Raw genomic sequence first — 24,396 nt, forward strand, 5'->3', positions numbered from 1 at the left:
GTTGGAAGGGTTGATACCCGCAGAGGACAAGGCCATGGTTATCGCCTTGCAGAAGGATATTTGATGCGCGACACGCTTGCACGACTTGAACAGACCATTGCCGAGCGAGCGAACGCTGCGCCCGATAGCAGCTATGTGGCTTCGTTATTCGCCAAAGGTCGCGGTAAAATTGCGCAGAAAGTGGGCGAAGAAGCGACCGAAACAATCATCGCTGCGCTGTCGGGGGATGCCGACCATCTGACCGCTGAAGCGGCAGACCTGCTTTTCCACCTCATGATCTTGCTCAACGAGGGTGGCGTGGCGTTTGATGATGTGCTTGCGGAGCTTGACCGCAGGGAAGGCGTGTCCGGCCTGGTGGAAAAGGCCGCGCGCGAGTATTCCGGAGAATAAAATGCCAATCGATGCGACGCTGCCTTACGATGACCAAAATATCTTTGCCAAAATCCTGCGCGGGGAAATTCCCTGCAAAAAGGTTTTTGAAGATGACTGGGCACTTGCCTTTCACGACATCAATCCGCAGGCACCGACGCATGTCCTTGTTATTCCCAAAGGCGCTTATGTCTGCTGGGATGATTTTAGCGCCAAAGCCAGCGATGCGGAAATCGCCGGATTCGTCCGCGCTGTCGGCCAAGTTGCGCGCGCATTGGGGCTGGTAGAACCCGGCTATCGGTTGCTCGCCAATATCGGAATGGATTCACATCAAGAGGTTCCGCACCTGCATGTCCATATTTTTGGTGGAAAACCGCTCGGTCCGATGCTTATGCGATGAAATTCAGTTGCGCTAATACACGGAGTGTTTAGTTCGACTGTGGAGTTGTGATTTTTTGGGAGATGAGTATGATTTTCGGGCGCGTAAAGCCGCTTGATGCGATCTTGGCTACGGCTGAGAAAAAATCGCTCACGCGAACGCTGGGGGCTTTTCAGCTTACTATGCTAGGTATTGGTGCCATTATTGGTACCGGCATTTTTGTTTTGACCGCGGAGGCTGCAAATAAAGCTGGTCCGGCTATGATGATTAGCTTTGTCATCGCTGCCGTGGTTTGTGGACTTGCGGCATTATGCTATTCTGAATTGGCATCAATGGTGCCTGTTTCAGGATCGGCTTACACTTATAGCTACGCCACTTTCGGCGAAATCATTGCATGGATTGTCGGCTGGGCGCTTGTCCTTGAATATGCCATCGCGGCCTCTGCTGTCTCAGTTGGTTGGTCTGGTTATATGGTTGGGCTGGTTGAGAATATCTTTGCGATAGAGGTCGGTAATGACTTTGTTGCGGGGCCATTCGACGCAAACCCCGGCATTATCAACGTACCCGCTATGCTCATCGCATTATTGTGTATGGCGTTATTGTTGATTGGGACCAAAGAAAGTGCGCGCTTTAACGCAATCTTGGTCGCTATCAAGGTGTCGGCTCTGATGCTCTTTCTTGTTCTGGCATTGCCCGCAATGAACGCAGAAAATTTCCAACCATTTAGCCCGAACGGCTTCTTCGCGAAGGAAGTTGTCGATCCGATTACGAATAACATGGTCACAGTCGGCGTTGCGGCTGCGGCAGCGTCTATTTTCTTCGCTTATGTTGGTTTCGATGCCGTTTCCACAGCGGCAGAAGAAACGATTAATCCGCAGCGGAATATCCCAATCGGTTTGATTGGTTCGCTGGCTATCTGCACCATCATCTACATGTTGGTTGCTGCGGGTGCTACGGGCGCTGTTGGAGCGCAGCCGGGTGGGGAACTGTCACAATCAAAAGAAGCTTTGGCCTTCGTGCTCAATGAAATTGGTCACGGATGGGCAGGGAAGCTTGTGGCTATTTCGGCTGCCGTGGCATTGCCTTCGGTTATCTTGATGATGATGTTCGGCCAAACCCGTATCTTTTTCGTGATGGCGCGTGACGGATTGCTGCCTGATGTGTTTTCCAAACTTCACCCGAAATATGGAACGCCGCATGTCGTAACATTGTGCACAGGTATATTTGTGGCATTGTTTGCCGCACTTTTCCCTGTTGGCAAATTGGCTGACATTTCAAACTCTGGCACTTTGTTCGCATTCTTTACCGTTGCGGTCGGTGTCATGATTTTGCGTCGTACCAATCCCGACCGTCCTCGGCCATTCCGTACACCTTTGTACTTCTTGGTTTGCCCCTTGGCTGCCGCAGGTTGTGTGTTCCTGTTCTTCCAGCTTTCCGGTTACACGGAACTGATGTTCTTGGGTTGGACAACAATTGGGTTGGTTGTGTATTTCTTATATAGCCGCCGCCGGAGCCATGTTGGCCAGGGGATTGCGTAACATCGGAGCGCCGAAAAGCGGTTTAGCTGCGATTTCGTAAACTAGTTACCACACGACAAAAGGGCAGGGGCGCTTCGGCGCCCCTTTTCTTTGCCTAGGTCCTGACCCTAGCTGCGCGGGTCAGCGGGAAGGGGCTGGGTCGTGCCGGGACGTGTGAACAGCTTTCCCTTTTCACACCATAGAACCAATATCAGCGCGGCAAGCCCGCAACACAGAAAACCAAGCGCGACAGGAAAGACGCTGCCGTCAAACTGCTGCCCGATGACGGCGCCGAGCGAGGCAGCCAAGGCCGTGCGCACGAACGTCTGAAACGATGACGCTGCGCCCGCGACATGGCCAAAGGGGGTCATCGCAATCGACGAAAAGTTGGAGCCGATAAACCCAACCATCGCCATATTGCCCGTCAGCAACAATAGGAACAACGGCATCGACTTGGGCGCGAATTGCGCCGCGAGCAATTGCAATGCGCCCAGGGTGATGAAGGTCAAAAGCGCGGTGTGCGAGACGCGGCGCGCACCAAAACGTTCCACAATCCGCGCATTGGTGAAGTTAGATACAGCGATGCCAATGGCAATGATGGCAAAGCCGATGGTGAAAAAGTCGGCAGCGTTGAACACCTTGTCAAACATCTGTTGCGAGCTGTTGAGATAGCCGAACAAAGCGCCCTGAACGATGCCCGCACCAATCATATATCCCGCCGCGTTGCGGTGCAGGACGACGGCTTTCCATGCCTTTGCCAGCGCGTGGGGTTCAATCGGAATGACATTTTCGGGCGCAAGTGTTTCGGGCAGGCGCAGATATACCCAAATGGCGGCCGCCACGGCCATGAACGCCATCAGGTCGAATATCACCCGCCAGCCTGCAAACAACAGGACCATTTGTCCGATGGTTGGCGCGATAATCGGCACGATCATAAAGATAAGGAATATGGTCGACATCCGCCGCGCCATTGCGTCACCTTCAAACTGGTCGCGGATAACGGAGATAACGAGCACGCCCATCGCAGCCGCGAGCAAACCATGCGCGAAACGCATCGCGATCATCATTTCAAAGTCTGGCGTAATCGAACAAGCGAGCGAAAAAATAGCGGAGCCAATGATGGCAATCAGCAATATCGGCTTGCGGCCATAGCGGTCCGACAGCGGACCATAGATCAACGCGCCAATGCCGGTGCCGGCCAGAAAGACCGAAATAATATATTGAATCTGGTTGGGATCGGAAACGTTCAGCCCCCGTGCCATGGCGGGAAATGCTGGCAACATTGCATCAATGGCCAACGCGTTGAGCGCCATCAGCGATGCCATCATGATGGTCAATTCGCGCGGGCCGATGGATTTTTTTGCTGAAGCTGGGGAGGTCATGTTGCGGCTATGGGGTAGCAGCCGCAATAATTCCACCCGCTAAATCTTCAAATCAGCCCGGCGCTCCGCATGCTGGAAAAGCCGTCTTTGCCGATGATAATGTGGTCATGCACCGTTATCCCGAACTTTTGCCCCGCGTCCGCAATGTCCCGCGTCATGGCAATGTCTTGTCGGCTTGGGCTGCTATCGCCGCTTGGGTGGTTGTGGACAAGGATGATGGCCGCTGCGCCCAAGTCCATCGCGCGCCGGATAACTTCGCGCGTATAAATCGCCGCCTGATCGACCGAACCTTCGCTCGCGATCTCATCGCGGATCAGCATATTTTTGCTGTTGAGATATAAGGTCCGCACGCGTTCAATGGTCAGATGCGCCATGTCGGCACGCAGATAGTCGAGCAACGCCTGCCATGATGACAAAATCGGCATCTCGCGGACGGGCGCGCTTAGGAGGCGCAGGGCAGCCACTTGGACGATTTTCAGCGCAGCGACACTTGTTTCGCCCATCCACTTTTCGCGCATGATGCTGTCGGCATCGGCCGTTAACAAGGCAGATAAGCTGCCGTACCGTGCGATCAGATCCTTGGCGATTTGCTTTGTATCGCGGCGCGGTATCGCCAATGCGAGTAAATATTCCACCAGCTCATGGTCGTGCAGGCCTTCGCCTTGCTGCTCAAAAAGCCGCTTGCGCAGACGCGCGCGGTGGCCGGTGCCATGATGTTCGATTTTATCCGCGCCGTCCGCCATCAGCACCACCTTTTTGCGATCATGTTCTTTTTGGAGATTTTTGCGGCGGGTGCAAGTCGATTGACGCGATTCGAGTGCGCCTAAATGGGACCCGCGCTATCCTTCACAACTGAAACACGTTCGCGGCGACGACGCGTATCGCCCGAACGACAATAAAGGACGGGGGCAGCGATGCCTCGGCCCTTTCTATTGCGACGCAACATTCTTGGCGACGCGCTGTTGACTTGGCGCAGGCGCTCTCCTAAAGCGCCGATGCCTAGGCGGGGTTGCCCCGATTGCGTGGCGGTTCCGTGTGTTTATTTGGATGGAATCACATGATGTCGGACAATTCCGGGCAGGATGGTAAAGGCAAAAGTGACGCCCGGCTCGTGTCGTTAGATATGCAGCTGAAAGCGGCACGGAAAGCCGAAGCAGAACGCTCAGGTCAAGATCAGGTTCCAGCCAAAGGAATGCGGCAAGGGAACAGGGTTTTAACCGAGTTGATCGCGGGTCCTGCTGGTGGTGCTTTGGTTGGCTGGGTCTTGGACCGCTGGCTGGGTATCGCACCTGCGCTCCTGTTGACCTGCATGTTCTTGGGCATCGCAGTCGCCTTCAGGAATATAATAAGGATTTCAGCAGAGCGTCCGGACTAAACCGGGCGCTTGACGTGTATATAACAGGGTAGTGAACGTGGCAGGCGAAAGCGGCAAAATCGATCCGATGTACCAGTTCAAGATTGAGCCATTATTTGGCTCTGATCACTGGGAAATTGCAGGTCACAACGTGATGTTCACCAACTCATCGTTGTTCATGGTGCTTGTTCTTGGCGCGCTGTGGGTGTTCATGGCGGGCGGAATGAAGCGCGAAATGGTCCCCGGCCGCTGGCAAATGGCTGTCGAAGGCGTAACTGGCTTCATCAACAACATGCTGACCGCAAATGTCGGTCCCGAAGGCAAGAAATATGTGCCTTTGGTGTTCTCGTTGTTCATGTTCATCCTGATGGCGAACTTCATGGGCATGATGCCGTTCGGTATCGTCCCCGGCGTGCATCCCTTCACCATTACCAGCCACTTGACCGTCACCGCCGTGCTGGCATTGTTCAGCTTTGGCACCGTTTTGGTCGTTGGCTTTTGGCGCCATGGCCTGCATTTCTTCAGCCTGTTTGTTCCGCAAGGTACGCCCTTGGCATTGATGTGGCTAATCCCGGTCATTGAACTGTTCTCATTCATGATCCGTCCATTCAGCCTCGCGTTGCGTTTGTTCGTCGCAATGACCGCTGGGCACATCCTGATGAAGGTGCTTGCTGGATTTGTGATTAACGGTTTGAATGCAGAAGCCGCTTGGGTGCCGCTGATTGTCAGCTTCCCAGCCTTTATTTTGATGATTGGTATTACCCTGCTTGAACTGCTCGTTTGTGCTATTCAGGCTTATGTTTTCGCGCTTTTGACGTCGCTGTACATCAACGACGCCGTCAATTTGCACTAAGATTTCAACCACTAAGTTTTATTTTTAACAGGAGTTATTATCATGGACGCAGAAGCAGCCCAAATGATCGGTGCCGGTTTGGCAGCAATTGGTGCCGGTATCGCCGCTGGCGGTGTTGGTAACGTTTTTAGTTCGTTCCTTCAGGGCGCGTTGCGTAATCCAGCAGCAGCTGACAGCCAGCAGGGCCGTCTGTTCATCGGCTTCGCCGCCGTCGAACTTCTCGGTCTGCTCGCGTTCGTTATCGCGATGATCCTGATCTTCGTTGCCTAATTGACGGTTTCGCCCCGGCAACCGCCGGGGCATTTCCTCAATAGGATGAGCGCGTAATATGCCACAAATTGCCCAGATTCTTGAAACTTATGCATCACAGTTTTTTTGGCTGATGATTGTCTTTGGCTTGGTCTATTTTACGATCGGTCATGGCATGTTGCCAAAAGTGGAAGCAACAATGGACGCACGTAATCGCAAGATTGCGGACGACCTTGCGGCTGCCGAACTTGCGCGTGCTGAAGCGGATGATTTGGGGGATAGCGGCGAAGCAGGACTGGCTTCTGCGCGGGCTGCGGCCCAAGCCAAAGCAAGCGATGCAAAAGCAAAAGGCGCGAAAGACGCGGAGGCCCGTTTGGCGAAAGCCGATGCGGAAATCGGCGTAAAGCTCGCCGCTGCGGAAGCCGCGCTTTCGGCTGCAACAGCCAAGGCAATGGCAAGCATTGAAACCGTAGCTGCGGACGCCGCTGCGGACATCGTTGCCAAGGTTTCGGGCGCGAAAGTTACCCCGGCGCAGGCCGCGAAAGCAGTGAAGGCGGTAATGTCCAATGGCTAATCCAGCAGCATCCACCGACATGGCAGCGGCAACAACCGCCGTTGTTCCAGCAGCAGACGTCGCCGCACCCGCTGCGGCGCCTACCGCTGAAACCGCCGCTCCCGCTACCCACGCTTCGACTGAAGCACATGGCGGCGCAGAAGAGCATGTCACGCCTTCGGCGCTTGGCTTTGACGCCTCGATGCTGGTGGCATTGGCGATGCTTGCAGTCATCATCTTGGCAATCTGGAAAAAAGTGCCCGCGATGATCGCCGGCGCATTGGACGGACAGATTGCCGGCATTAAGCAGCAGCTGGACCAAGCAACCGCGCTGCGTGCCGAAGCCGAAAATATCAAGGTTGAGTATGAAGCAAAGGCAAAGCAGGCGGCGCGTGATGCCGATGCGATGAAAGCCTCTGCCGAAGCTGAAGCGAAACAGATTGTTGCCCGCGCAAAGAGTGATGCGACCGCATTGATCGAACGCCGTGCGAAGGCTGCCGAAGAAAAGATTGCTGCTGCTGAACGTGCCGCAATCGCGGATGTCCGCAACAAGGCCGCAAGTGCTGCCGCTGCTGCTGCAGCGCAATTGATCGCCGCACATCATGATGCTAAGGCCGACGCAGCGTTGATCGACCAGTCGATCGCATCGCTGAACTAAGATTTCTGGTTCCCGCGCAGGCGGGAACACAACTTCCGGACATATAATGTTGCCCCGTCCTTGCGGGAATGACGTTGTGTAGCGCACCGACCTTGCCTACATCACCCCGACATGTCCAAAGCCGACCGCCCCGATCAACCCAATGCGGCTTCTCGCTTTAACGAGGAGCAGGCGACCTATGCCGTGCGTGGTGCGGACACACCTGATCTGGAAACTGGCACAGCCGCCATCCGCAATGTCCTGAAGACCTTGCCGCTGAAACCCGGCGTGTACCGGATGCACGATGCGCGCGGCGAAATATTATATGTCGGCAAGGCGCGCGCGTTGAAGAACCGCGTCGGCAATTATGTGCAGATCGACCGCTTGCCCAACCGCCTGCGCAGAATGGTTGCGCTCACGCGTTCGATGACGATTGTGACCACCAACAGCGAGGCGGAAGCCCTGTTGTTGGAGGCGCAGCTGATCAAGCGTTATCGTCCGGCCTATAACGTGCTGCTGCGCGACGACAAAAGCTTCCCCTTCATCCTGCTGCGCGCCGATCATAAATTCCCGCGTATCCAGAAACATCGCGGTGCGCGGCGGAACAAGGGGCATTATTACGGCCCTTTTGCCAGCGCGGGGTCGGTCAACCAGACGCTGAATGCGTTGCAAAAGCTTTTTCTGTTGCGCAGCTGTTCGGACAGTTTTTTCAACAACCGCGACCGGCCATGCCTGTTGTATCAAATCAAGCGCTGCTCCGCGCCATGCGTTGGCCGGATTGATGACCAATCTTATGACGGTCTGGTTGCTGATGCCAAATCCTTCCTCGACGGCAAATCCTCCGCCGTGCAGGCAAAGCTGGCGAAGGAAATGGAGGGTGCGGCCGAAGCGCTCGATTTCGAACGTGCGGCCATGCTGCGCGACCGTTTGAAGGCGCTGACCTTCATTCAAGGGTCGCAGGCGATTAACGCGCAAGGCGTTGGCGATGCCGATATCTTTGCCTTGGCGCATCGCAATGGTGTGATGGGTATTCAGGCGTTTTTCATTCGCGGCGGGCAAAATTGGGGGCATCGTTCGTTTTTCCCGTCCCATGTGGCCGAAATGACCGAGGATGAAGTGTTCACCAGCTTCCTCGCCCAATTTTACGAAGATGTGCCGCCCGCCAAAAGCATATTGCTCGATCGCGAACTGACCGAGGCGGTTCTGTTGGCGGAGGCATTGTCCGAACGTGCCGAGCGCAAGATTGAAATCAGCGTGCCGCAGCGCGGTGACCGCGTTCGGTTGGTTAAACAGGCCACGCGCAATGCCGACGAGGCGTTGGACCGGCGGCTGGCGGAGAGCACGACGCAGGGCAAGTTGCTGCAAGAGGTGGCGGACCTGTTTGAACTGCCCGAGCCGCCCCGCCGGATCGAGATTTACGACAACAGCCATATTCAGGGCAGCAATGCGCTGGGCGCGATGGTCGTTGCCGGACCGGAAGGCTTTATCAAGGGCCAGTATCGCAAGTTCAACATCAAACAGGCCGCGACCGACGACGATTTTGCGATGATGCGTGAGGTGTTCCAGCGCCGCTTTGCGCGCGCACAGGAGGATGATCCCGACCGCGACAGCGGGCAGTGGCCTGACTTGGTGTTGATCGACGGCGGCAAGGGGCAGATGAGCAGCGTGAAGGCCGCGCTGGAGGAAATTGGCGTCGATGACGTGCCGTTGATCGCCATTGCCAAAGGTCCGCATCATGGTCGTGATGGCCGCGAAGTTTTCCACTTCCCCGACGGACGCGAATTGACCTTACCCGTGAACGCGCCAGTCCTGTTCTACCTGCAGCGGCTTCGCGATGAGGTGCACCGCTACGCCATTGGTGCGCACCGTGCGAAACGCAGCAAGGCGATAACGGTAAGCCCGCTGGATGAAGTGCCGGGCATCGGACCTTCGCGCAAAAAGGCCCTATTGCTGCATTTCGGCACCGCGCGCGCCGTGCGCAATGCCAGCCTTGAAGATTTGCAAAAAGCACCGGGGGTGTCCGCTGGCGTGGCGCAGACCGTGTATGATTTCTTCCATGCGGACGGATGATGTAGCCTTGCAGTTGTTCAGCAGCTGATTAGAATGGCGGGTAGGGGAGAATATCATGCCAAATATCCGCGCCAACAATATCGACATATATTATGAGGAAAACGGCCCAGCCGACGCACCTGTGATCCTGCTCGTCATGGGCCTTGGTGCGCAGATGATTGCGTGGCCCGACGAGTTCATTCACGGCCTTGTAAGCAAGGGCTACCGCGTCATCCATTATGACAATCGCGACGTTGGTCTGTCACAGTGGATGGACGGGGCAAAGACTCCAAATCTGGTCTGGACGATGTTGAAGGCACGCTTCGGCTTGCCCGTGCGCGTTCCTTACACGCTGACCGATATGGCAGCAGACGGCATTGGGTTGCTCGATGCGCTGGGCATCGACAAAGCGCATGTGGCTGGCGCGTCGATGGGCGGGATGATTGTCCAATTGATGGCGGCGAACCATCGTGAGCGCCTGCTGAGCATGACGTCGATCATGTCCTCCAGCGGTAAGCCGGGCCTTCCGGGCGCGCGTGCAGATATCCAGAAGAGCTTCATGGTAAAGCGCCCGCCCGACGCGAGCCGTAACGAAGCGGTGGCATTCGGCACCGAACTGGTGCGGTCGTTTTCCTATCCCGATCCCGCTCGCCCTGAGAATGCCCACGCCGAATTGACCGCCAAGGCTTTCGACCGTGGCTATTATCCCGTGGGGACAAGGCGGCAATTGCTCGCGATTATCGCCGATGGCAGCCGGGTCGAACGCTTGAAGACAATCACGACGCCGACTTTGGTGGTGCATGGCGGCGCTGATCCGCTTGTACCCAAAGAAGGCAGCGAGGATATCGCCCGTCACATTCCCGGCGCGCGTTTGGAGATCATCGAGGAGATGGCCCATGATCTGCCGCCCTCGCAAGTGGGCCGCATGGTGGATTTGATCGCCGGACACGCTAAGCAAGCGCATTGATGAAAATGCTGCACTGCACAATTTATGCTTGCACGCACCGGTTGGTTCGATAGTCTAAGGCAATGACGACCAACCAGTTGCTGCTTGAGGCTATCGCGCTCAAAAAATGTGTGACCGCCACGTATAATAATGTGGCGATGAAGCTTGCGCCGCATGTGCTCTATTCCAAGAACAATGCGCTGTTTATCGACGCAATTACGCTCGAAAAGCATGGAGAGCCGCCGCGTGAGAAAAAGCTGGGTGCGTTTCATTTGCTTGGCCTCAACGATTTGAAACTGACCGAGCAATTGTTCGAAATTGACCCCTTATTCGAAGCCGACGCGGAAAAATATGCAGGCGTGACGTTGTTCATGATCAGCGGCGAACAGACCGACGCAGGATAGAGCTTCCCCTCATGCCGCAGTGTTGGCATGAGGGCGTATGGACATAACGGCATCCGCGATCATTTGTGCAGTCCGTAATCACGGCGAAACCGGCGCCATCGTGCGCGCGTTTTCCGAAGATTACGGCATGCTTGCGGGCTATGTGCAAGGCGCACGGGGGCGGCAATTGCGGCCTGTGCTGATCCCCGGCAATGTCATCACCGGCGAATGGCGCACGCGCATAGCGGGGCAGTTAGCCCGCCTGACGCCTGAACCGCTGCACAGCCGCGCGCATTTGTTGGGCGAGCCGTTGGCGATTGCCGCGATTGACTGGGTCACCGCGCTGACCGCGGCAACGCTGGCCGAAGGCGTGCCTTATCCCCGCATATACAGCGCGTGCGACGGGTTGCTGTCGGCGATTGAACTTGCGCCCGCCGCACGGGTCTGGGCGGGGGCCATTGCGCAATATGAAACCTTATTGCTGGCCGAACTTGGCTATGCCGAAGAACATGACGCTGACAGCGCGCCGGTGGCGATGATGGCGCAAAACCGCGAGCGCTTGGTCGCGCATGTTCTGGGCGACCGCCGCGCCGATGTCATGGCCGCGCGCGAACGGTTGGTGGACCGCCTGAAAAGGGCAGTTGCATAACCGCGCTGCACTTGGCAGGGGACTGCAGAATATCTCTATATCGTCATGCTGAACTTGTTTCAGCATAACGTGCCGCAGCTTGTTATCCCGAAACAAGTTCGGGATGACGATCCATTTTTAGGTATGATGTAAAATGCTTATTGCCTTATTACCCGGGGACGGAATTGGTCCCGAAGTCATCACCCAAGCACGGCGCGTATTGGACGCGCTGGCTATTGACGGATTGACCTTCGAAGACGCGTTGGTTGGCGGCGCGGCCTATAAGGCAACCGGCCATCCGCTGCCCCCCGAAACGCTGGACCTTGCAAAGCGCGCGGACGCGATATTGTTTGGCGCGGTGGGCGACCCCGATTGTGATGCGCTGGAACGGCACTTGCGGCCTGAACAGGCGATATTGGGGCTGCGCAAGGAACTGTCCTTATTTGCCAATTTGCGGCCCGCAACCTTGTTCCCCGAACTGGCGGACGCCAGCGCGCTTCGTCCCGAAGTTGCCACGCAGATCGATATGATCATCGTGCGCGAATTGAATGGCGATGTGTATTTCGGTGAAAAGGGCATGCGCAAAACCGCGGATGGCAAGCGCGAAGGCTATGACATCATGTCCTATAATGAGGATGAAGTGCGCCGCATTGCCCGCGTCGGCTTTGAAACCGCAATGGCGCGCGGCAAGAAATTATGCTCGGTGGACAAGGCCAATGTGCTCGAAACCTCGCAACTGTGGCGCGATGTCGTGATCGAAACCCACGCCGAATATCCCGAAGTAACGCTCAGCCATATGTATGTCGACAATTGCGCGATGCAGTTGGTACGCAACCCCGGCCAGTTTGACGTGATCGTCACCGGCAATTTGTTCGGCGATATCTTGTCCGATCAGGCGAGCATGTGCGCCGGATCGATTGGCATGCTGCCCAGCGCCTCGCTCGATAGCAATCAGAAGGGCCTGTATGAGCCCATCCACGGCAGTGCGCCGGATATTGCGGGGCAGGGCAAGGCGAACCCGCTGGCGACAATCTTGTCCGCCGCGATGATGCTGCGTTACTCGCTCAACTTGCCGGCAATGGCCGACCGCATTGACGCGGCGGTCGCTAAAGCACTTGCCGCTGGTGCCCGCTCGCCCGACCTTGGTGGGACGATGTCCACCAGCGAAATGGGCGACGCGGTGTTGGCTGCCTTGTGATGTTGGTCCAACATCACAATCTTCGTCATCCTGAACTTGTTTCAGGATAACGAGCCCCGAATGTGCCGCCGTGCGTTATCCCGAAACAAGTTCGGGATGACGATCTGTGGTTTTGGATTTTAGTGGCTTCAAACAGCTACGGCGTAAAATCCACAACATCTCCTTATTGACGCAACCCCTCTAGTCCCCGAAAAGCGAACTTATGAAGAAAACGACTGGCCAGAATCGCGAAATCACCCGGCATTGGCGTCCTGCTACACAGGCCGTGCGCGGTGGCACATGGCGTAGCGAACATGGCGAGACGTCGGAGGCTTTGTTCCTCTCGTCTGGCTTTACCTATGATGATGCGGAAACCGTAGCGGCCCGTTTTGCGGGTGAGCAGGACGGCATGACCTATTCGCGGTTGCAAAACCCGACGGTGCAAATGCTGGAGGAACGCATTGCGCTGATGGAAGGGGCCGAGGCATGCCGCGCGCAAGCCACGGGCATGGCGGCGATGACGACAGCTTTGCTGTGCCAGTTGTCGCAGGGTGACCATGTGGTCGCTGCGCGGGCAGCCTTTGGCTCGTGCCGTTGGTTGACGGACACGTTGCTGCCCAAATGGGGTATCAGCACGACCACCATCGACAGCCGCGACAATGATGCGTGGAAAGCGGCGATTCAGCAGAACACAAAAGTGTTCTTCTTTGAAACGCCAGCCAACCCGACGATGGACATTGTCGACATGGCCTATGTCTGCGGCCTCGCCAAAGAACATGGCATCACTTCTGTGGTCGACAACGCCTTTGCGACCAGCGTGCTGCAACGGCCGATGGATTATGGCGCAGATGTCGTCGCCTATAGCGCGACGAAGCTGATGGACGGGCAGGGACGCGTCCTTGCCGGCGCGGTCTGTGGTTCGCAACAATGGATTGATGACGTGCTGTTGCCGTTTCAGCGCAACACCGGACCCAATCTGTCGCCATTCAACGCGTGGGTCGTGCACAAGGGTTTGGAAACGCTGGAACTGCGCGCGATGCGGCAGTCGGAAAACGCGCTTATCGTTGGCAAATTCTTGGAAGGCCGCGTGCCGCACATCATGCATCCCGGCCTTGCCAGCCACCCGCAACATAATCTCGCCATGAGCCAGATGAAAGCCTGCGGACCGATTTTTGCATTTGAAGTCGATGGCGGCCGCAAGCAGGCGCACGCCTTGCTCAATGCGCTGCAGTTGATCGATATTTCGAACAATATCGGCGATGCGCGCAGCCTGATGTGCCACCCCGCGTCTTCCACCCACCACGGCATGGGCCCCGAAGGCCGCGAAGCCATGGGCGTGCGTGAAGGCTTGATCCGCATCAATGTCGGGCTGGAAGATCCCGCCGATCTGATCGACGATCTGGATCAGGCGCTCAGGGCCGCGGGATTGTGACGAGTATCCTCGATTCCTTCTTTGCGGTCAGCGCAACGACCGAGGGCGTGACCGTCCGCGTGTCGCCCAATTTTCTGCAAGAACAATCGGCTCCGGCGCAGGGCCGCTGGTTTTGGTCCTATCATATCCGCATCGAAAATGGCGGCGATGAACCCGTGCAATTGATGACGCGCCACTGGCGCATCACCGACGGTCGCGGCACAATCAACCATGTCGATGGCGATGGCGTGGTCGGCGAACAGCCCTTGCTGAAACCCGGTGAAAGCCATGATTATGTGTCGGGCTGCCCGCTGCCCACACCAAGTGGCACGATGGAAGGGCAATATCGCTTCATCCGTGAAGATGGCACGACCTTCCTTGCCGAAATTCCACGCTTTACGCTGGTCGCACCGGCCATAGCGCGTTGAGCATCCGATGAAGCGTACGCATCTGCCCCTTAATGGTTTGCGCGTGCTGGACGCTTCAGCGCGGCATTTAAGCTTTACCAAGGCGGCGGACGAGCTCGCGGTGACGCCAGCGGCCGTCGGTCAACAGATCCGCGCGCTGGAAGATATGCTGGGCGTCGTTCTTTTCCGCCGTACGCCCAAGGGGCTTGAGCTTACGGACGAGGCGACAAATGGCCTTGATGCATTGCGTGCAGGATTTTTGCAGTTTGAAGAGTCCGTCCGCGCGATGCAGGCGGGGCAATCCTCCAATTCGCTGACCATCGCTGCGCCACGCGATTTTACCGCAAAATGGCTGGCCGCGCGGTTGGCAAAATTCAGCAAGGCAAACCCCGACACCCGCTTCACTTTGGTGGCAGCGGACGAGGATGTCGATTTTACCGAAGCCAATCTTGATCTCGCGATCCGTCTGGCCACTGGCCCCGGCGAGCATGAAGGCGTTAAGCTCGCCGCTGGCGCGCATGTGACCGTCGCAGCGCCCGAAGGCGGGGCGGAAACGCCGATCAGCTGGCCCAATTGCCCTGTCGCCGACGGCGTGGCTGCACTTCGGCTCGCCGATGCCGGCCTTGCGATTGACGCGGCCGCCATTGGGCTGGGCAGGGCAACGGTCCCCCTCCTTTTGGCCGAAGCCGATTTGGCGAGCGGAAAAATACGCGCGGTCGACAATGCGAAGGAAAGCGAAGAAGCCTATTGGCTGGTCGCGCCTTTGCCGCAATGGCGGCAGAAAAAGGTCAAGGCCTTGGTCGAGGCTTTAACGGCCTGACGACCATACCCCCAGTCATGCTGAACTTGTTTCAGCATCTTACTTCCTTGTGCCTTCGTTTCAAAAATTAAGACCCTGAACCAAGTTCAGGGTGACGGCTGGCTGTGACGCCTCAAGCGTCAATCGTGTCCTCATCCAGCTGCGCGGCGTTTTCCTGAATGAAGTTGAACCGGTGCTCCGGATTTTTGCCCATCAGCCGGTCGACGAGGTCATTGACCACGGCGCGCCGTTCATATTCATGCGGCAGGGTAATGCGGATCAGCGAGCGGGTCGCGGGGTCCATCGTCGTTTCTTTCAACTGGTTCGGGTTCATTTCACCCAACCCCTTGAACCGGCCAACATCGACTTTCTTGCCCTTGAAAACGGTCGCTTCCAATTCGGCGCGGTGCGCGTCGTCGGCGGCGTATACGCTTTGGCTGCCATGCGTCAGGCGATACAAAGGCGGCCGCGCGAGGAAGAGATGCCCGGCCTTCACGATTTCGGACATTTCCTGAAAGAAGAATGTCATTAACAGCGTCGCGATATGCGCGCCGTCGACATCCGCATCGGTCATGATGATGATGCGTTCATAGCGCAAATTGTCGGGGTTGCAGTCCTTGCGCGTGCCACAGCCGAGCGCGAGCTGAAGATCCGCGATTTCATTGTTGGCGCGGATTTTGTCTGCGGTGGCCGAAGCGACGTTCAGGATTTTACCCCGGATCGGCAGAATCGCCTGCGTCTTACGGTCACGCGCTTGCTTTGCGCTGCCGCCAGCGCTGTCGCCTTCGACGATGAACAATTCGGTGCCGGTGGGATCATCCGATGCGCAATCGGTCAGCTTGCCGGGCAGACGCACCTTGCGGCCTGATGTCGCGGTTTTGCGTTTGACTTCACGCTCGGCCTTGCGGCGCAGGCGGTCGTCGACCTTTTCCAGGATGAAGCCCATCAACGCCTTGCCGCGCTCCATATTGTCGGCAAGATAATGGTCGAAATGGTCCCGCACGGCGTTTTCCACCAAGCGCGTGGCTTCGGGTGAGGTCAGCCGGTCTTTGGTCTGGCTTTGGAATTGCGGGTTACGGATGAACACCGACAACATCAATTCGGCTTCGTTGAAAATGTCTTCCGCCGATATCTGCGCCGCTTTTTTCTGGCCAATCAATTCGCCAAAGGCGCGCAAGCCCTTGGTCAGCGCAGCGCGCACGCCGGCTTCATGGGTGCCGCCGTCGGGGGTCGGAATGGTGTTACAATACCAGCTATACGAACCGTCGGAATATAGTGGCCACGAAATTGCCCATTCGACGCGGCCTTGCGCATCGGGGAAATCTTGCGTGCCTGAGAAAAATTCTGTGGTCGCGCAGGCGCGGGTGCCAAGCTGTTCGCGCAAATGGTCGGACAGGCCGCCGGGGAATTGGAACACCGCTTCGGCGGGGACATCTGAGCTCGCGAGTTCCGCGTCGCAGCGCCAGCGGATTTCGACGCCAGCGAACAAATAGGCCTTCGACCGGGCAAGCTTGAACAAGCGCGCGGGTTTGAACTTCGCATCCGCGCCGAAAATTTCAGGGTCCGGCGTGAACGCGATGGTGGTGCCGCGCCGGTTGGGGGTGGGACCAAGCTCTTCCAGCTTACCGACCGGATGGCCTTGCGCGAAGCGTTGGCGATATAGCTGCTTGTTGCGGGCAACTTCGACAACGGTATCGGTGGACAGGGCGTTGACGACAGACACGCCGACGCCATGCAAGCCGCCGGATGTCGCATACGCCTTGTCCGTGAACTTACCGCCGGAGTGCAAAGTCGTCAGAATGACCTCAAGCGCCGATTTGTCCGGAAATTTCGGATGCGGATCAACCGGAATGCCGCGGCCATTGTCGGTGATGGTCAGCCGGTTGCCAACGCCCAAATGCACTTCAATGCGGCTGGCATGGCCGGCGACGGCTTCGTCCATTGAGTTGTCGAGTACTTCGGACGCGAGATGGTGCAAGGCGCGTTCGTCGATGCCGCCAATATACATGCCCGGGCGACGGCGAACCGGCTCAAGCCCCTCCAACACTTCAATTGCAGAAGCGGTATAATCATTGGATGCGGCAGTGGCGGCCGCGCTCCCGCCAAACAGGTCATCGGTCATGACAATGCTATAGGCGCGGGAGAGTTAGCGGCGCAACAGCCGAACGAAACTCGGCTGTGGAAATAAACCGGATCAGCGTCTTTCCGGGGGCATGGACATAATGGCGAAATTGCCACTTGCCTGCGCAACCAACTTGTCATTCTGAGTGATACGGGCGGTTAAATGGGCAATGGTTCGGCCCTTATTGTCCAAAACGGTTTCGCACAGCAACTGGCCCTCCGCGACTGGCCGGAAATAGCTGATCGAGATATCAATTGTCGCGCACGCATATCCAGCATCTAGTGTCGAATACAGCGCCGCGCCCATGCCTGTATCCGCCATAGCGTAGAGGACAGCGCCATTCACAACACCGTGCGGATTTAAATGCCGATCATCGACCGACAGCGAAAATGTGCTGCTGCCGCCGCCTTGCTGTTCTAATGTTAAACCGATGAGATCCGCAAATGGATGATCCATGCTCTATCTCACCTTAGTCTTAACGAACCCTTGGTCCGCCAAATGGCATTGGTGGTGGAGGGCGGCGGACGCCGCGTGGTAACTGCGCCTGATAGGCACGGCCACAATGTTCGACGCAGTACGGAAAACCGGGGTTTACCGGGACACCGCAGAAATGGAAATCGGCTTCACCGGGGTGACCCAAGGGCCAACGGCAAATGCGCTCGTTCAAATCCAGCAACGATGTTTTGTCGGCCATTTCGGGGCTTGGCTTTGCGGGCACAAGGCGGCGTGGCGGTGCTGGTGGAATCGGTGCCTGCTGATCGCCGGGGCCCTGACGCATGAAACCGCCGGGTCCGATGGAAACGATACGTGGCATCGACGATGCGCGCGGTGCAGGTGCTTCGGCGGCGTCGTCATCTGCGACTACTGGCGCGATAGGCTCAGCAACCGGTGCAGCGGCGCGGGCGCGCACAGGCGCAGCGGGGGCAGGTGCCTTTGCAGGCGCTGCAGCAGCTGGCTTTTTCGGCGCAGCCTTTTTGTCTGTGTCGTTGGCCTTCACCGGCGACGGGCGTGATTTTAGTCCCAAGCGATGGGCCTTGCCGATCACGGCATTGCGGCTAACACCGCCAAGCTCTTCGGCAATCTGGCTTGCTGTCAGGCCTTTATCCCAAAGCGCTTTTAACTGATCAATCCGCTGGTCGGTCCAGGACATAGAAACTTTCCCAATATCTAATGTGTCGTACCGCAGTCGCGGCGCATTTGCGCCTTGCGGTTAAGCCTGCAAGCCGATAGTCGATTGCGCGATGACTATCCACCATAAAAGCGATCTTGGCCCAGATAGGGACGCGAACCCCGTTGTGCAACTGCCCGACGGCGAACGGCACATCCGCAACGTAAACTGGATTGGGCTGCAAACCCTATATATGAAAGAAGTGCGCCGCTTCTTTAAGGTGCAGATGCAAACGGTATGGGCTCCGGCCATTACGACTTTGCTGTATCTGATTATTTTTACCGTGGCTTTGGGAAGCGTGAAGCCACAGGTTCTGGGCGTTTCTTTTGCAGATTTCATCGCGCCTGGCCTTATCATCATGGGTATGATGCAAAATGCCTTTGCCAATTCCAGCTTCTCTTTGCTGGTCGGTAAAATGCAGGGCACGATTGTCGATTATCTGATGCCACCCTTGTCCAATGCCGAGGTTTTGGCCGCGTTGACATTTGCGGCGGTGACCCGCGCGTTTCTGGTGGGCGGTACCATCTGGCTTGCAATGGCAATATGGCCCGGCGTCAATGTCACCCCAGCGCATATGTGGGCGATATTGTGGTTCGGCCTGATGGGTTCGATGATGCTGGCGCTGATCGGCGTTATGACATCGATCTGGGCGGAGAAATTCGACCATGCGGCCGTGGTCAGCAACTTCGTTGTTGCCCCTGCGGCCTTGCTGTCGGGGACGTTCTATTCGGTTGATAAGCTGGCCCCGACATTTCAGGCGATCAGCCACGCCAACCCGTTCTTCTACGCAATTTCGGGCTTTCGCTATGGCTTTATCGGTGCTGCAGACAGTCCCGTGCTATTTGGCGCGATGGTGCTGCTTGCACTGAACATAGTGCTTGCGACCATCTGCTACTTGCTGCTGCGGTCGGGTTGGAAATTGCGCTCTTAATGAACGCATCCGGTGCGTTACTATTTAACGCGCCGGTGTCCATGTTTGGGCCTGACAAAAGGGCCCAATACAGCCTTTGACCACCAGATTGCCCGATTTGCCTTTATAGACAATCGACCGATAGGTTTTGCCCGATTTGGGATCGTAAATCTGGCCTTTCCATTCATCGCCCGCCGCTTTGAAACCCGTCAAAACATTCATGCCCAAGATTGTCCGGCTGCGCAGCGCCTTGTCCGGATTGTTGATGTCCTTCGCGCCGGGGCCGGCTGGCGGGTTCACAAGGAATTTGGACAGCTTGCCGCATATATTTTCGCCGCAGGGATAGACTTCCACGACGCCGTCCTTGCTTTGCGTGACCCATCGGCCGGTAATGGGCGAAGCGGCCTGCGCCGATAAGGGCAGCATCAATAATCCAGCGGCGGTTATCCATTTTTTCACGTCGGTCATCCTCAGTCTTTTTTATCTGCGCCAGACATATGCAAGGGCGGGCCGTTCTGCAATGCTTTTGCCTTTTACGGGCGCCATGCTAATTGTGACGTCATGAATGCGATCACCCTGTTCGACTATTGGCGTTCCTCGGCAAGTTACCGGGTGCGGATTGTCCTCAATCTGAAAAATGTGTCGTACACACGCGTGCCGACAAGCCTGTTGGACAATGCACAAAAGGCACCGGCCTATGTCGCGCGCAATCCGCAAGGTTTTGTCCCCATGCTGTCGATCGACGGCCATGATTTGACGCAAAGCCTTGCGATAATCGATTATCTCGACGCCAAGTATCCAGAACCGGCGATGCTGTCGTCCAACCCAGCGGATCGGGCCAAAACATTGGCGCAGGCGCTGATTATCGCGGCGGACATTCACCCAATCGATAATCTGCGCGTGCTGCGTTATTTGAAAGATGAAATGGGGCAGTCGCAGGAAGCCGTTGATAGTTGGTACCGGCATTGGATCGTGGAAGGGTTCACGGCGTTGGAGAATATGGCGCCGGGCGACGGATTATTTGGTGGCGACATGCCAAACCTTGCCGATGTCTGCCTTGTCCCGCAAATGGCCAACGCACGGCGGGTGGATACGCCATTGGACCAGTTCCCCAAATTATTGCGAATTGACGCGGCGCTGACGGCGTTGCCTGCGTTCATCGCCGCCCATCCGGATCAGGTGAAACCCGACTGACGCACATGCGGTCCACGCCATAACAGAGTGAATTTCATGCCACAAAAGAACCTTAAGCTCAGCGCTTTCCTACCCTATCAATTGTCGATTACCTCAAACGCGGTCAGCGACCTGATCGCGCGCGCCTATCGCGGCAAATTTGCGCTGAAGGTGCCCGAATGGCGGGTGATGGCGCTTTTGGGGGAGGCAGAGGTCGCAACGCAGCGCGAATTGGTGGCGGCTACGGCGATGGACAAGGTGACGGTCAACCGTGCGTGCAAGGCGCTGGAGGAACGCGCGCTCATCAGCCGCGTGCCCAATAGCAGCGATGGGCGGTCGCACCATTTGGCCCTGACGGTCGCGGGCCGCAGCCTCTATGACCAAATCGTGCCGGAGGCGCTGCAGTTGGAGGCTGAGCTGGAGAAGATATTGGGCAGCGGTGAGGCGAAGCAGTTGGAGCTTATGCTGGCGCAGTTACGCGCACGCGTCATCGAGCTGGGTTAGCTTCGCTAGGACGCTGGTAATCGGTGGCGATTGCGGGCCGGCCCATTTTCGGGGTTTCGGTCTTGGGCATTTTTAGTTCCAGCGCATCAAGCCAGACATGCGCATTTTCGCCGACAAAAACTTGTGGCCGTGACGGCACAAGCTCCAACATAGTTTCCCACCGGGAAATCAGCTGAACCGCCTCGGCAACGGCATCATCAAATTTCTGCGGCTTGCGTAAGCCATTGTTCACCAACGCGTCGCCGAAAAACGTCCAGTCATTGCCCGGTGCACAGCCGAACGATGTGCGTTGCGATGATGCCGCGGTCACAATGACGGTCTGGTCATTAGTCAGCAACGGAATGAATATCCCTGAATAGCAAGCGGAGATCAGAACCATTCGGCGCTTTATCCCCACGCCATCGAGCAGTGCGGACAATCGCTGCGGTGCAATCATGCCGACACCGTCATTCCCGTCACGATAGGCAAGCCCCGACACGGGGTCGCCATGGGTGGTGGCGAATAAAATCAGCACGTCTTCTTTCAGATCCATTTTGCCTGCAATCGCGGCCAGAGCGACGGCAAGATTGGATGGCGAACCCTGTGGCGCGCCCGATGGTGCATCGTCGGCCCCAGCGGCGAGGAGCAGCGTTTTGCCCGTTGCGCCATAGCGGCGCGCGAGAACCTTGGCCGCTTCAGCCGATTCCCGTCCGAACACGGCGTCGGAGTCGAGCCCAATCGAAATGACATAGGCATCCACGACACCGGGCTTTTGCGGCTGCAGATTTGCTATCGCGGTGGCGAGGCGCTTGTGTTGCGAAAGATACCAGCTGGCAGAACGGTTTTGCTCCATCGACCAGCCATTTTTCCCGGCCTCCGCGGTGCTAAAGCTCTGCTGCTGGCTAAACGCCGATCCGGAGACGAACAAGGAAAGTGCCAAGGCACTTGCTTGAAACATTCGCATTTTGGCGAGCCCCAACCCCATGTGCATAGGTCTAAACGCACAGGCCCGGTTGCCGCAACAGCAATATCGTTGCATGATGTGAAAAACTGGAGAGAGATTATGAAACTTGCATCATTAAAGTCGGGTCGTGACGGTCATCTGGTTGTCGTTTCCAATGATCTCGCTTGGTATGCCGACGCAGCGCATATCGCGCCGACATTGCAGGCCGCGCTGGATGACTGGGACTATATTGCGCCGCGGCTTGAGGCATTGGCGACCGATCTGGAACATGCCGTCATCCCGCGCGAACGATTCCATGAACATGACGCCGCCGCCCCGCTGCCCCGCGCATATCAGTGGGCTGATGGCTCTGCTTATGTCAATCATGTCGAACTGGTCCGCAAGGCGCGCGGCGCGGAATTGCCGGCAAGCTTTTGGCATGATCCATTGATGTATCAGGGCGGGTCCGACGATTTTATGGGCGCGCGCGATAACATCATGCTGGCTGATGCCGCATGGGGTTGCGATTTGGAGGCGGAGATCGTTGTCGTCACCGGCGATGTGCCAAAGGGCACGCAGGTGGCAGACGCGCTGGCGCATATCAGGCTGGTGGGCCTTGTGAACGACGTATCGTTGCGCAATCTGATCCCTGCGGAACTGGAAAAAGGCTTTGGCTTTGTGCAGTCCAAGCCCGCCAGCGCCTTGTCACCGGTGTTCGTGACGCCCGACAGCCTTGGGTCCTATTGGCAAAGCGGCAAGCTGCACCGGACATTGAATGTTGACTTGAACGGCGCGCCATTTGGCCGGGCCGTGGCGTCGGAAGACTGCACATTCGATTTCGGTGTCCTGATTGCGCATTTGGCGAAGACGCGCAATTTGGGGGCAGGGTCGATTATCGGTTCAGGCACCGTGTCCAACCGCGATGCCGATGGCGGCCCCGGCCGTCCCGTCGCCGATGGCGGACGCGGCTACAGCTGTCTTGCCGAAGTGCGCATGGTCGAAAAAATCGCAACCGGCGAAATGACCACGCCATTCCTGCAAAATGGAGATGTCGTCCGCATCGAAGTCCGCGACGACGCTGGCCACAGCATTTTCGGCGCCATCGAACAGACTGTGCGTTTGGGTTGAAAGGGACGGCGCCATGGCGCCCCGTTCACTGTTTCGAAAACGCGTCGCCAATCGAACAGGCGGCTGGCCCGATTATAACGATGAACAGTGTCGGCAGAATGAAAAGGATCAACGGCACCGTCATAATGGCCGGCAAACGTGCGGCTTTTTCTTCGGCGCGCATCATGCGCTCGTTCCGGAATTCGGCCGACAATACGCGCAAGGCTGATGCCAATGGCGTACCATATTTTTCGGTCTGAATCATGGTCGTCACAACGCCCCGGATCGAGTCCAGATTGACCCGGTACGCCAGATTTTCGAACGCAGCGCGGCGTTCGGTTAAAAAGCCAAGCTCAATCGCGGTGAGCGCAAATTCATCACCCAATTCGGGATAGGCGCGGCCCAGTTCTTTTGCCACGCGGTTAAATGCGGCATCGACGGTCAAGCCAGCCTCTGCGCAAATCACCAGCAAGTCGAGCGCGTCTGGAAGCCCTTTGCGGATGGCATGGGTGCGTTTCGTCACCAGGTTTGTAAGATAGATGTCAGCGGCCTTGTAGCTCAAAATCGTCGCCGCTGCGAACGCACAAAATTTCTTCATCGCGCCCCAGTCGGGTACGCCATCCAGCCCGTAAATCCACAAGCAGGACCCGCCACCGAAAATGATCGGCAGCACCATGCGGCTGAAGATAACCGAGACCGCGAGCTCTTTGCGGCGGATGCCCGCCTGTGCCAGCCGTTGCTGCACCACCTTAACCTGATCGTCCTGCAAAACCTGAAGCTTTGTAAGCAACTGGCGCATTTTATCTGTTGTTTGGGTTTTGCGGACAAGCTTGGCACGCTTTTTCGATGTTGTGCCGGCGATGCCGGCTTTTAGCTGCTCACGGCGCTCGTTCAGCGCCTTCACGCGCTTGGCCATTGGATCGCGCACAGTGATGACTGAATAGATGGCAACCACGACAGCAATGCCCGCCACGACGGAGAGCAATGTCGCGAGCCACATGGCGTCCATGCCCAAAAGTTGAGGTCCACCCGGATTGGTCATTTTTGCTATCCTGTCCCCAGCTTAAATTTCGAAATTGACCATTTTGGCCATTATGAACGCGCCGATCGCCATCCATATTGCACCGATGACACCGGCGGTCATCAAACGTGGTTCGTTAAAGAAGCCTTCGATATATTTCGGGTTAAGCATCCAGATCATGCCGGACACGAAAAATGGCAACGACCCGACGATATAGGCCGATGCCCTCGCTTCAGATGACATTGCGCGAATTTTTAGCTTCATTTGCGCACGCTTGCGCAAAACATCGGCAAGGTTGGCGAGTGTTTCGGCCAAGTTGCCGCCCGTTTCGCGCTGAATGGCCAAGGTGATGACGAAAAACTGGAATTCTGCGGTG

General features: G+C 56.9%; 29 protein-coding genes. 20 read left to right on the plus strand and 9 right to left on the minus strand.

The window, feature by feature from the left end; genetic code table 11:
* Window positions 1-63: 63 nt before the first annotated feature.
* From ACIQZK_RS08435 to ACIQZK_RS08445, 3 genes are all read left to right on the plus strand, one after another.
* Window positions 64-390 (plus strand): phosphoribosyl-ATP diphosphatase, encoded by a 327-nt coding sequence (locus tag ACIQZK_RS08435; RefSeq protein ID WP_397575762.1) that lies wholly within the window; start codon window positions 64-66, stop codon window positions 388-390.
* A 1-nt stretch (window position 391) separates the two neighbouring features.
* On the plus strand, window positions 392-769 hold the full coding sequence (locus tag ACIQZK_RS08440; protein WP_395634556.1) for a histidine triad nucleotide-binding protein: 378 nt from the start codon (window positions 392-394) through the stop codon (window positions 767-769).
* Window positions 770-837: 68 nt separating this feature from the next.
* Window positions 838-2,286: an amino acid permease gene (locus tag ACIQZK_RS08445; protein WP_397575763.1), complete on the plus strand. Its 1,449-nt coding sequence runs from the start codon at window positions 838-840 to the stop codon at window positions 2,284-2,286.
* A gap of 107 nt (window positions 2,287-2,393) precedes the next feature.
* Here the strand turns inward: ACIQZK_RS08445 and ACIQZK_RS08450 are convergent, their stop codons facing one another.
* Both ACIQZK_RS08450 and radC read right to left on the minus strand, forming a co-directional pair.
* Entirely contained in the window at window positions 2,394-3,647 is a 1,254-nt protein-coding gene (locus ACIQZK_RS08450; protein WP_397575740.1) for a multidrug effflux MFS transporter, read from the minus strand.
* 47 nt (window positions 3,648-3,694) lie between these two features.
* Window positions 3,695-4,390, minus strand: a complete 696-nt coding sequence (gene radC / locus ACIQZK_RS08455; RefSeq protein WP_397575741.1) for a DNA repair protein RadC — start codon at window positions 4,388-4,390, stop codon at window positions 3,695-3,697.
* A gap of 314 nt (window positions 4,391-4,704) precedes the next feature.
* On the opposite strand from radC, the gene ACIQZK_RS08460 reads away from it, so the two are divergent.
* The 13 genes from ACIQZK_RS08460 (at window position 4,705) to ACIQZK_RS08520 (ending at window position 15,114) form a co-directional block, all read left to right on the plus strand.
* A complete protein-coding gene (locus tag ACIQZK_RS08460; RefSeq protein WP_395637376.1) occupies window positions 4,705-5,022 on the plus strand; it encodes an AtpZ/AtpI family protein in 318 nt (105 codons plus the stop codon).
* A gap of 37 nt (window positions 5,023-5,059) precedes the next feature.
* Window positions 5,060-5,854, plus strand: a complete 795-nt coding sequence (locus ACIQZK_RS08465; protein WP_397575764.1) for a F0F1 ATP synthase subunit A — start codon at window positions 5,060-5,062, stop codon at window positions 5,852-5,854.
* A gap of 42 nt (window positions 5,855-5,896) precedes the next feature.
* Window positions 5,897-6,124 (plus strand): F0F1 ATP synthase subunit C, encoded by a 228-nt coding sequence (locus tag ACIQZK_RS08470; protein WP_125229901.1) that lies wholly within the window; start codon window positions 5,897-5,899, stop codon window positions 6,122-6,124.
* Window positions 6,125-6,182: 58 nt separating this feature from the next.
* Window positions 6,183-6,677: an ATPase gene (locus tag ACIQZK_RS08475; protein ID WP_397575742.1), complete on the plus strand. Its 495-nt coding sequence runs from the start codon at window positions 6,183-6,185 to the stop codon at window positions 6,675-6,677.
* Complete coding sequence (locus ACIQZK_RS08480; RefSeq protein WP_397575743.1) at window positions 6,670-7,314, plus strand: F0F1 ATP synthase subunit B; 645 nt, start codon at window positions 6,670-6,672, stop codon at window positions 7,312-7,314. The genes ACIQZK_RS08475 and ACIQZK_RS08480 overlap by 8 nt, the downstream gene beginning before the upstream one ends.
* Before the next feature lie 111 nt (window positions 7,315-7,425).
* Window positions 7,426-9,363, plus strand: coding sequence for an excinuclease ABC subunit UvrC (gene uvrC, locus ACIQZK_RS08485; protein WP_397575744.1), 1,938 nt, complete (start codon window positions 7,426-7,428; stop codon window positions 9,361-9,363).
* A gap of 55 nt (window positions 9,364-9,418) precedes the next feature.
* On the plus strand, window positions 9,419-10,309 hold the full coding sequence (locus ACIQZK_RS08490; RefSeq protein WP_397575745.1) for an alpha/beta fold hydrolase: 891 nt from the start codon (window positions 9,419-9,421) through the stop codon (window positions 10,307-10,309).
* Window positions 10,310-10,371: 62 nt separating this feature from the next.
* Window positions 10,372-10,692 carry a hypothetical protein gene (locus tag ACIQZK_RS08495; RefSeq protein WP_397575746.1) on the plus strand — a complete coding sequence of 107 codons (321 nt, stop codon included), beginning with the start codon at window positions 10,372-10,374 and terminating at the stop codon, window positions 10,690-10,692.
* 37 nt (window positions 10,693-10,729) lie between these two features.
* Window positions 10,730-11,320: a DNA repair protein RecO gene (locus ACIQZK_RS08500; protein ID WP_397575747.1), complete on the plus strand. Its 591-nt coding sequence runs from the start codon at window positions 10,730-10,732 to the stop codon at window positions 11,318-11,320.
* Between the two features lie 133 nt (window positions 11,321-11,453).
* Entirely contained in the window at window positions 11,454-12,497 is a 1,044-nt protein-coding gene (gene leuB, locus ACIQZK_RS08505) for a 3-isopropylmalate dehydrogenase (RefSeq protein ID WP_397575748.1), read from the plus strand.
* A 202-nt stretch (window positions 12,498-12,699) separates the two neighbouring features.
* Window positions 12,700-13,908, plus strand: a complete 1,209-nt coding sequence (locus tag ACIQZK_RS08510) for a trans-sulfuration enzyme family protein (protein ID WP_397575749.1) — start codon at window positions 12,700-12,702, stop codon at window positions 13,906-13,908.
* The gene (gene apaG, locus ACIQZK_RS08515) at window positions 13,905-14,315 is read left to right on the plus strand and encodes a Co2+/Mg2+ efflux protein ApaG (protein WP_397575750.1); all 411 of its coding nucleotides are present in this window, start codon (window positions 13,905-13,907) and stop codon (window positions 14,313-14,315) included. Before ACIQZK_RS08510 ends, apaG begins: the two co-directional genes overlap by 4 nt.
* 7 nt (window positions 14,316-14,322) lie before the next feature.
* On the plus strand, window positions 14,323-15,114 hold the full coding sequence (locus ACIQZK_RS08520; RefSeq protein WP_397575751.1) for a LysR family transcriptional regulator: 792 nt from the start codon (window positions 14,323-14,325) through the stop codon (window positions 15,112-15,114).
* Between the two features lie 112 nt (window positions 15,115-15,226).
* On the opposite strand, the gene parE is transcribed toward ACIQZK_RS08520, so the two are convergent.
* The 3 genes from parE to ACIQZK_RS08535 form a co-directional block, all read right to left on the minus strand.
* Complete coding sequence (gene parE, locus ACIQZK_RS08525) at window positions 15,227-17,215, minus strand: DNA topoisomerase IV subunit B (protein WP_397575752.1); 1,989 nt, start codon at window positions 17,213-17,215, stop codon at window positions 15,227-15,229.
* 72 nt (window positions 17,216-17,287) lie between these two features.
* Entirely contained in the window at window positions 17,288-17,671 is a 384-nt protein-coding gene (locus ACIQZK_RS08530) for a PaaI family thioesterase (RefSeq protein ID WP_397575753.1), read from the minus strand.
* A gap of 19 nt (window positions 17,672-17,690) precedes the next feature.
* A complete protein-coding gene (locus ACIQZK_RS08535; RefSeq protein ID WP_395636106.1) occupies window positions 17,691-18,365 on the minus strand; it encodes a GcrA family cell cycle regulator in 675 nt (224 codons plus the stop codon).
* Window positions 18,366-18,456: 91 nt separating this feature from the next.
* Here ACIQZK_RS08535 and ACIQZK_RS08540 point away from each other — a divergent pair, with 91 nt between their 5' ends.
* Window positions 18,457-19,314: an ABC transporter permease gene (locus ACIQZK_RS08540; RefSeq protein WP_397575754.1), complete on the plus strand. Its 858-nt coding sequence runs from the start codon at window positions 18,457-18,459 to the stop codon at window positions 19,312-19,314.
* A 24-nt stretch (window positions 19,315-19,338) separates the two neighbouring features.
* Here ACIQZK_RS08540 and ACIQZK_RS08545 read toward each other — a convergent pair whose 3' ends face one another.
* On the minus strand, window positions 19,339-19,761 hold the full coding sequence (locus tag ACIQZK_RS08545; protein ID WP_397575755.1) for a DUF2147 domain-containing protein: 423 nt from the start codon (window positions 19,759-19,761) through the stop codon (window positions 19,339-19,341).
* Window positions 19,762-19,854: 93 nt separating this feature from the next.
* Between ACIQZK_RS08545 and maiA the strand changes: the two genes are divergently transcribed.
* The gene (gene maiA / locus ACIQZK_RS08550) at window positions 19,855-20,487 is read left to right on the plus strand and encodes a maleylacetoacetate isomerase (RefSeq protein WP_397575756.1); all 633 of its coding nucleotides are present in this window, start codon (window positions 19,855-19,857) and stop codon (window positions 20,485-20,487) included.
* Between the two features lie 36 nt (window positions 20,488-20,523).
* Window positions 20,524-20,970: a MarR family winged helix-turn-helix transcriptional regulator gene (locus ACIQZK_RS08555; RefSeq protein WP_397575757.1), complete on the plus strand. Its 447-nt coding sequence runs from the start codon at window positions 20,524-20,526 to the stop codon at window positions 20,968-20,970.
* Here the strand turns inward: ACIQZK_RS08555 and ACIQZK_RS08560 are convergent.
* Entirely contained in the window at window positions 20,954-21,940 is a 987-nt protein-coding gene (locus ACIQZK_RS08560; RefSeq protein WP_397575758.1) for a C13 family peptidase, read from the minus strand. The two genes, ACIQZK_RS08555 and ACIQZK_RS08560, sit on opposite strands and share 17 nt — an antisense overlap.
* Before the next feature lie 72 nt (window positions 21,941-22,012).
* On the opposite strand from ACIQZK_RS08560, the gene ACIQZK_RS08565 reads away from it, so the two are divergent.
* Window positions 22,013-23,020 (plus strand): fumarylacetoacetate hydrolase family protein, encoded by a 1,008-nt coding sequence (locus ACIQZK_RS08565; protein ID WP_397575759.1) that lies wholly within the window; start codon window positions 22,013-22,015, stop codon window positions 23,018-23,020.
* Window positions 23,021-23,045: 25 nt separating this feature from the next.
* Here the strand turns inward: ACIQZK_RS08565 and ACIQZK_RS08570 are convergent, their stop codons facing one another.
* Both ACIQZK_RS08570 and ACIQZK_RS08575 read right to left on the minus strand, forming a co-directional pair.
* A complete protein-coding gene (locus ACIQZK_RS08570) occupies window positions 23,046-24,041 on the minus strand; it encodes a type II secretion system F family protein (RefSeq protein WP_397575760.1) in 996 nt (331 codons plus the stop codon).
* 21 nt (window positions 24,042-24,062) lie between these two features.
* A partial coding sequence (locus tag ACIQZK_RS08575) for a type II secretion system F family protein (protein ID WP_397575761.1) occupies window positions 24,063-24,396 on the minus strand: 334 nt, incomplete at its 5' end.

The sequence above is a fragment of the Sphingorhabdus sp. genome, from assembly GCF_044338195.1.
Classification (GTDB): Bacteria; Pseudomonadota; Alphaproteobacteria; order Sphingomonadales; family Sphingomonadaceae; genus Sphingorhabdus_B.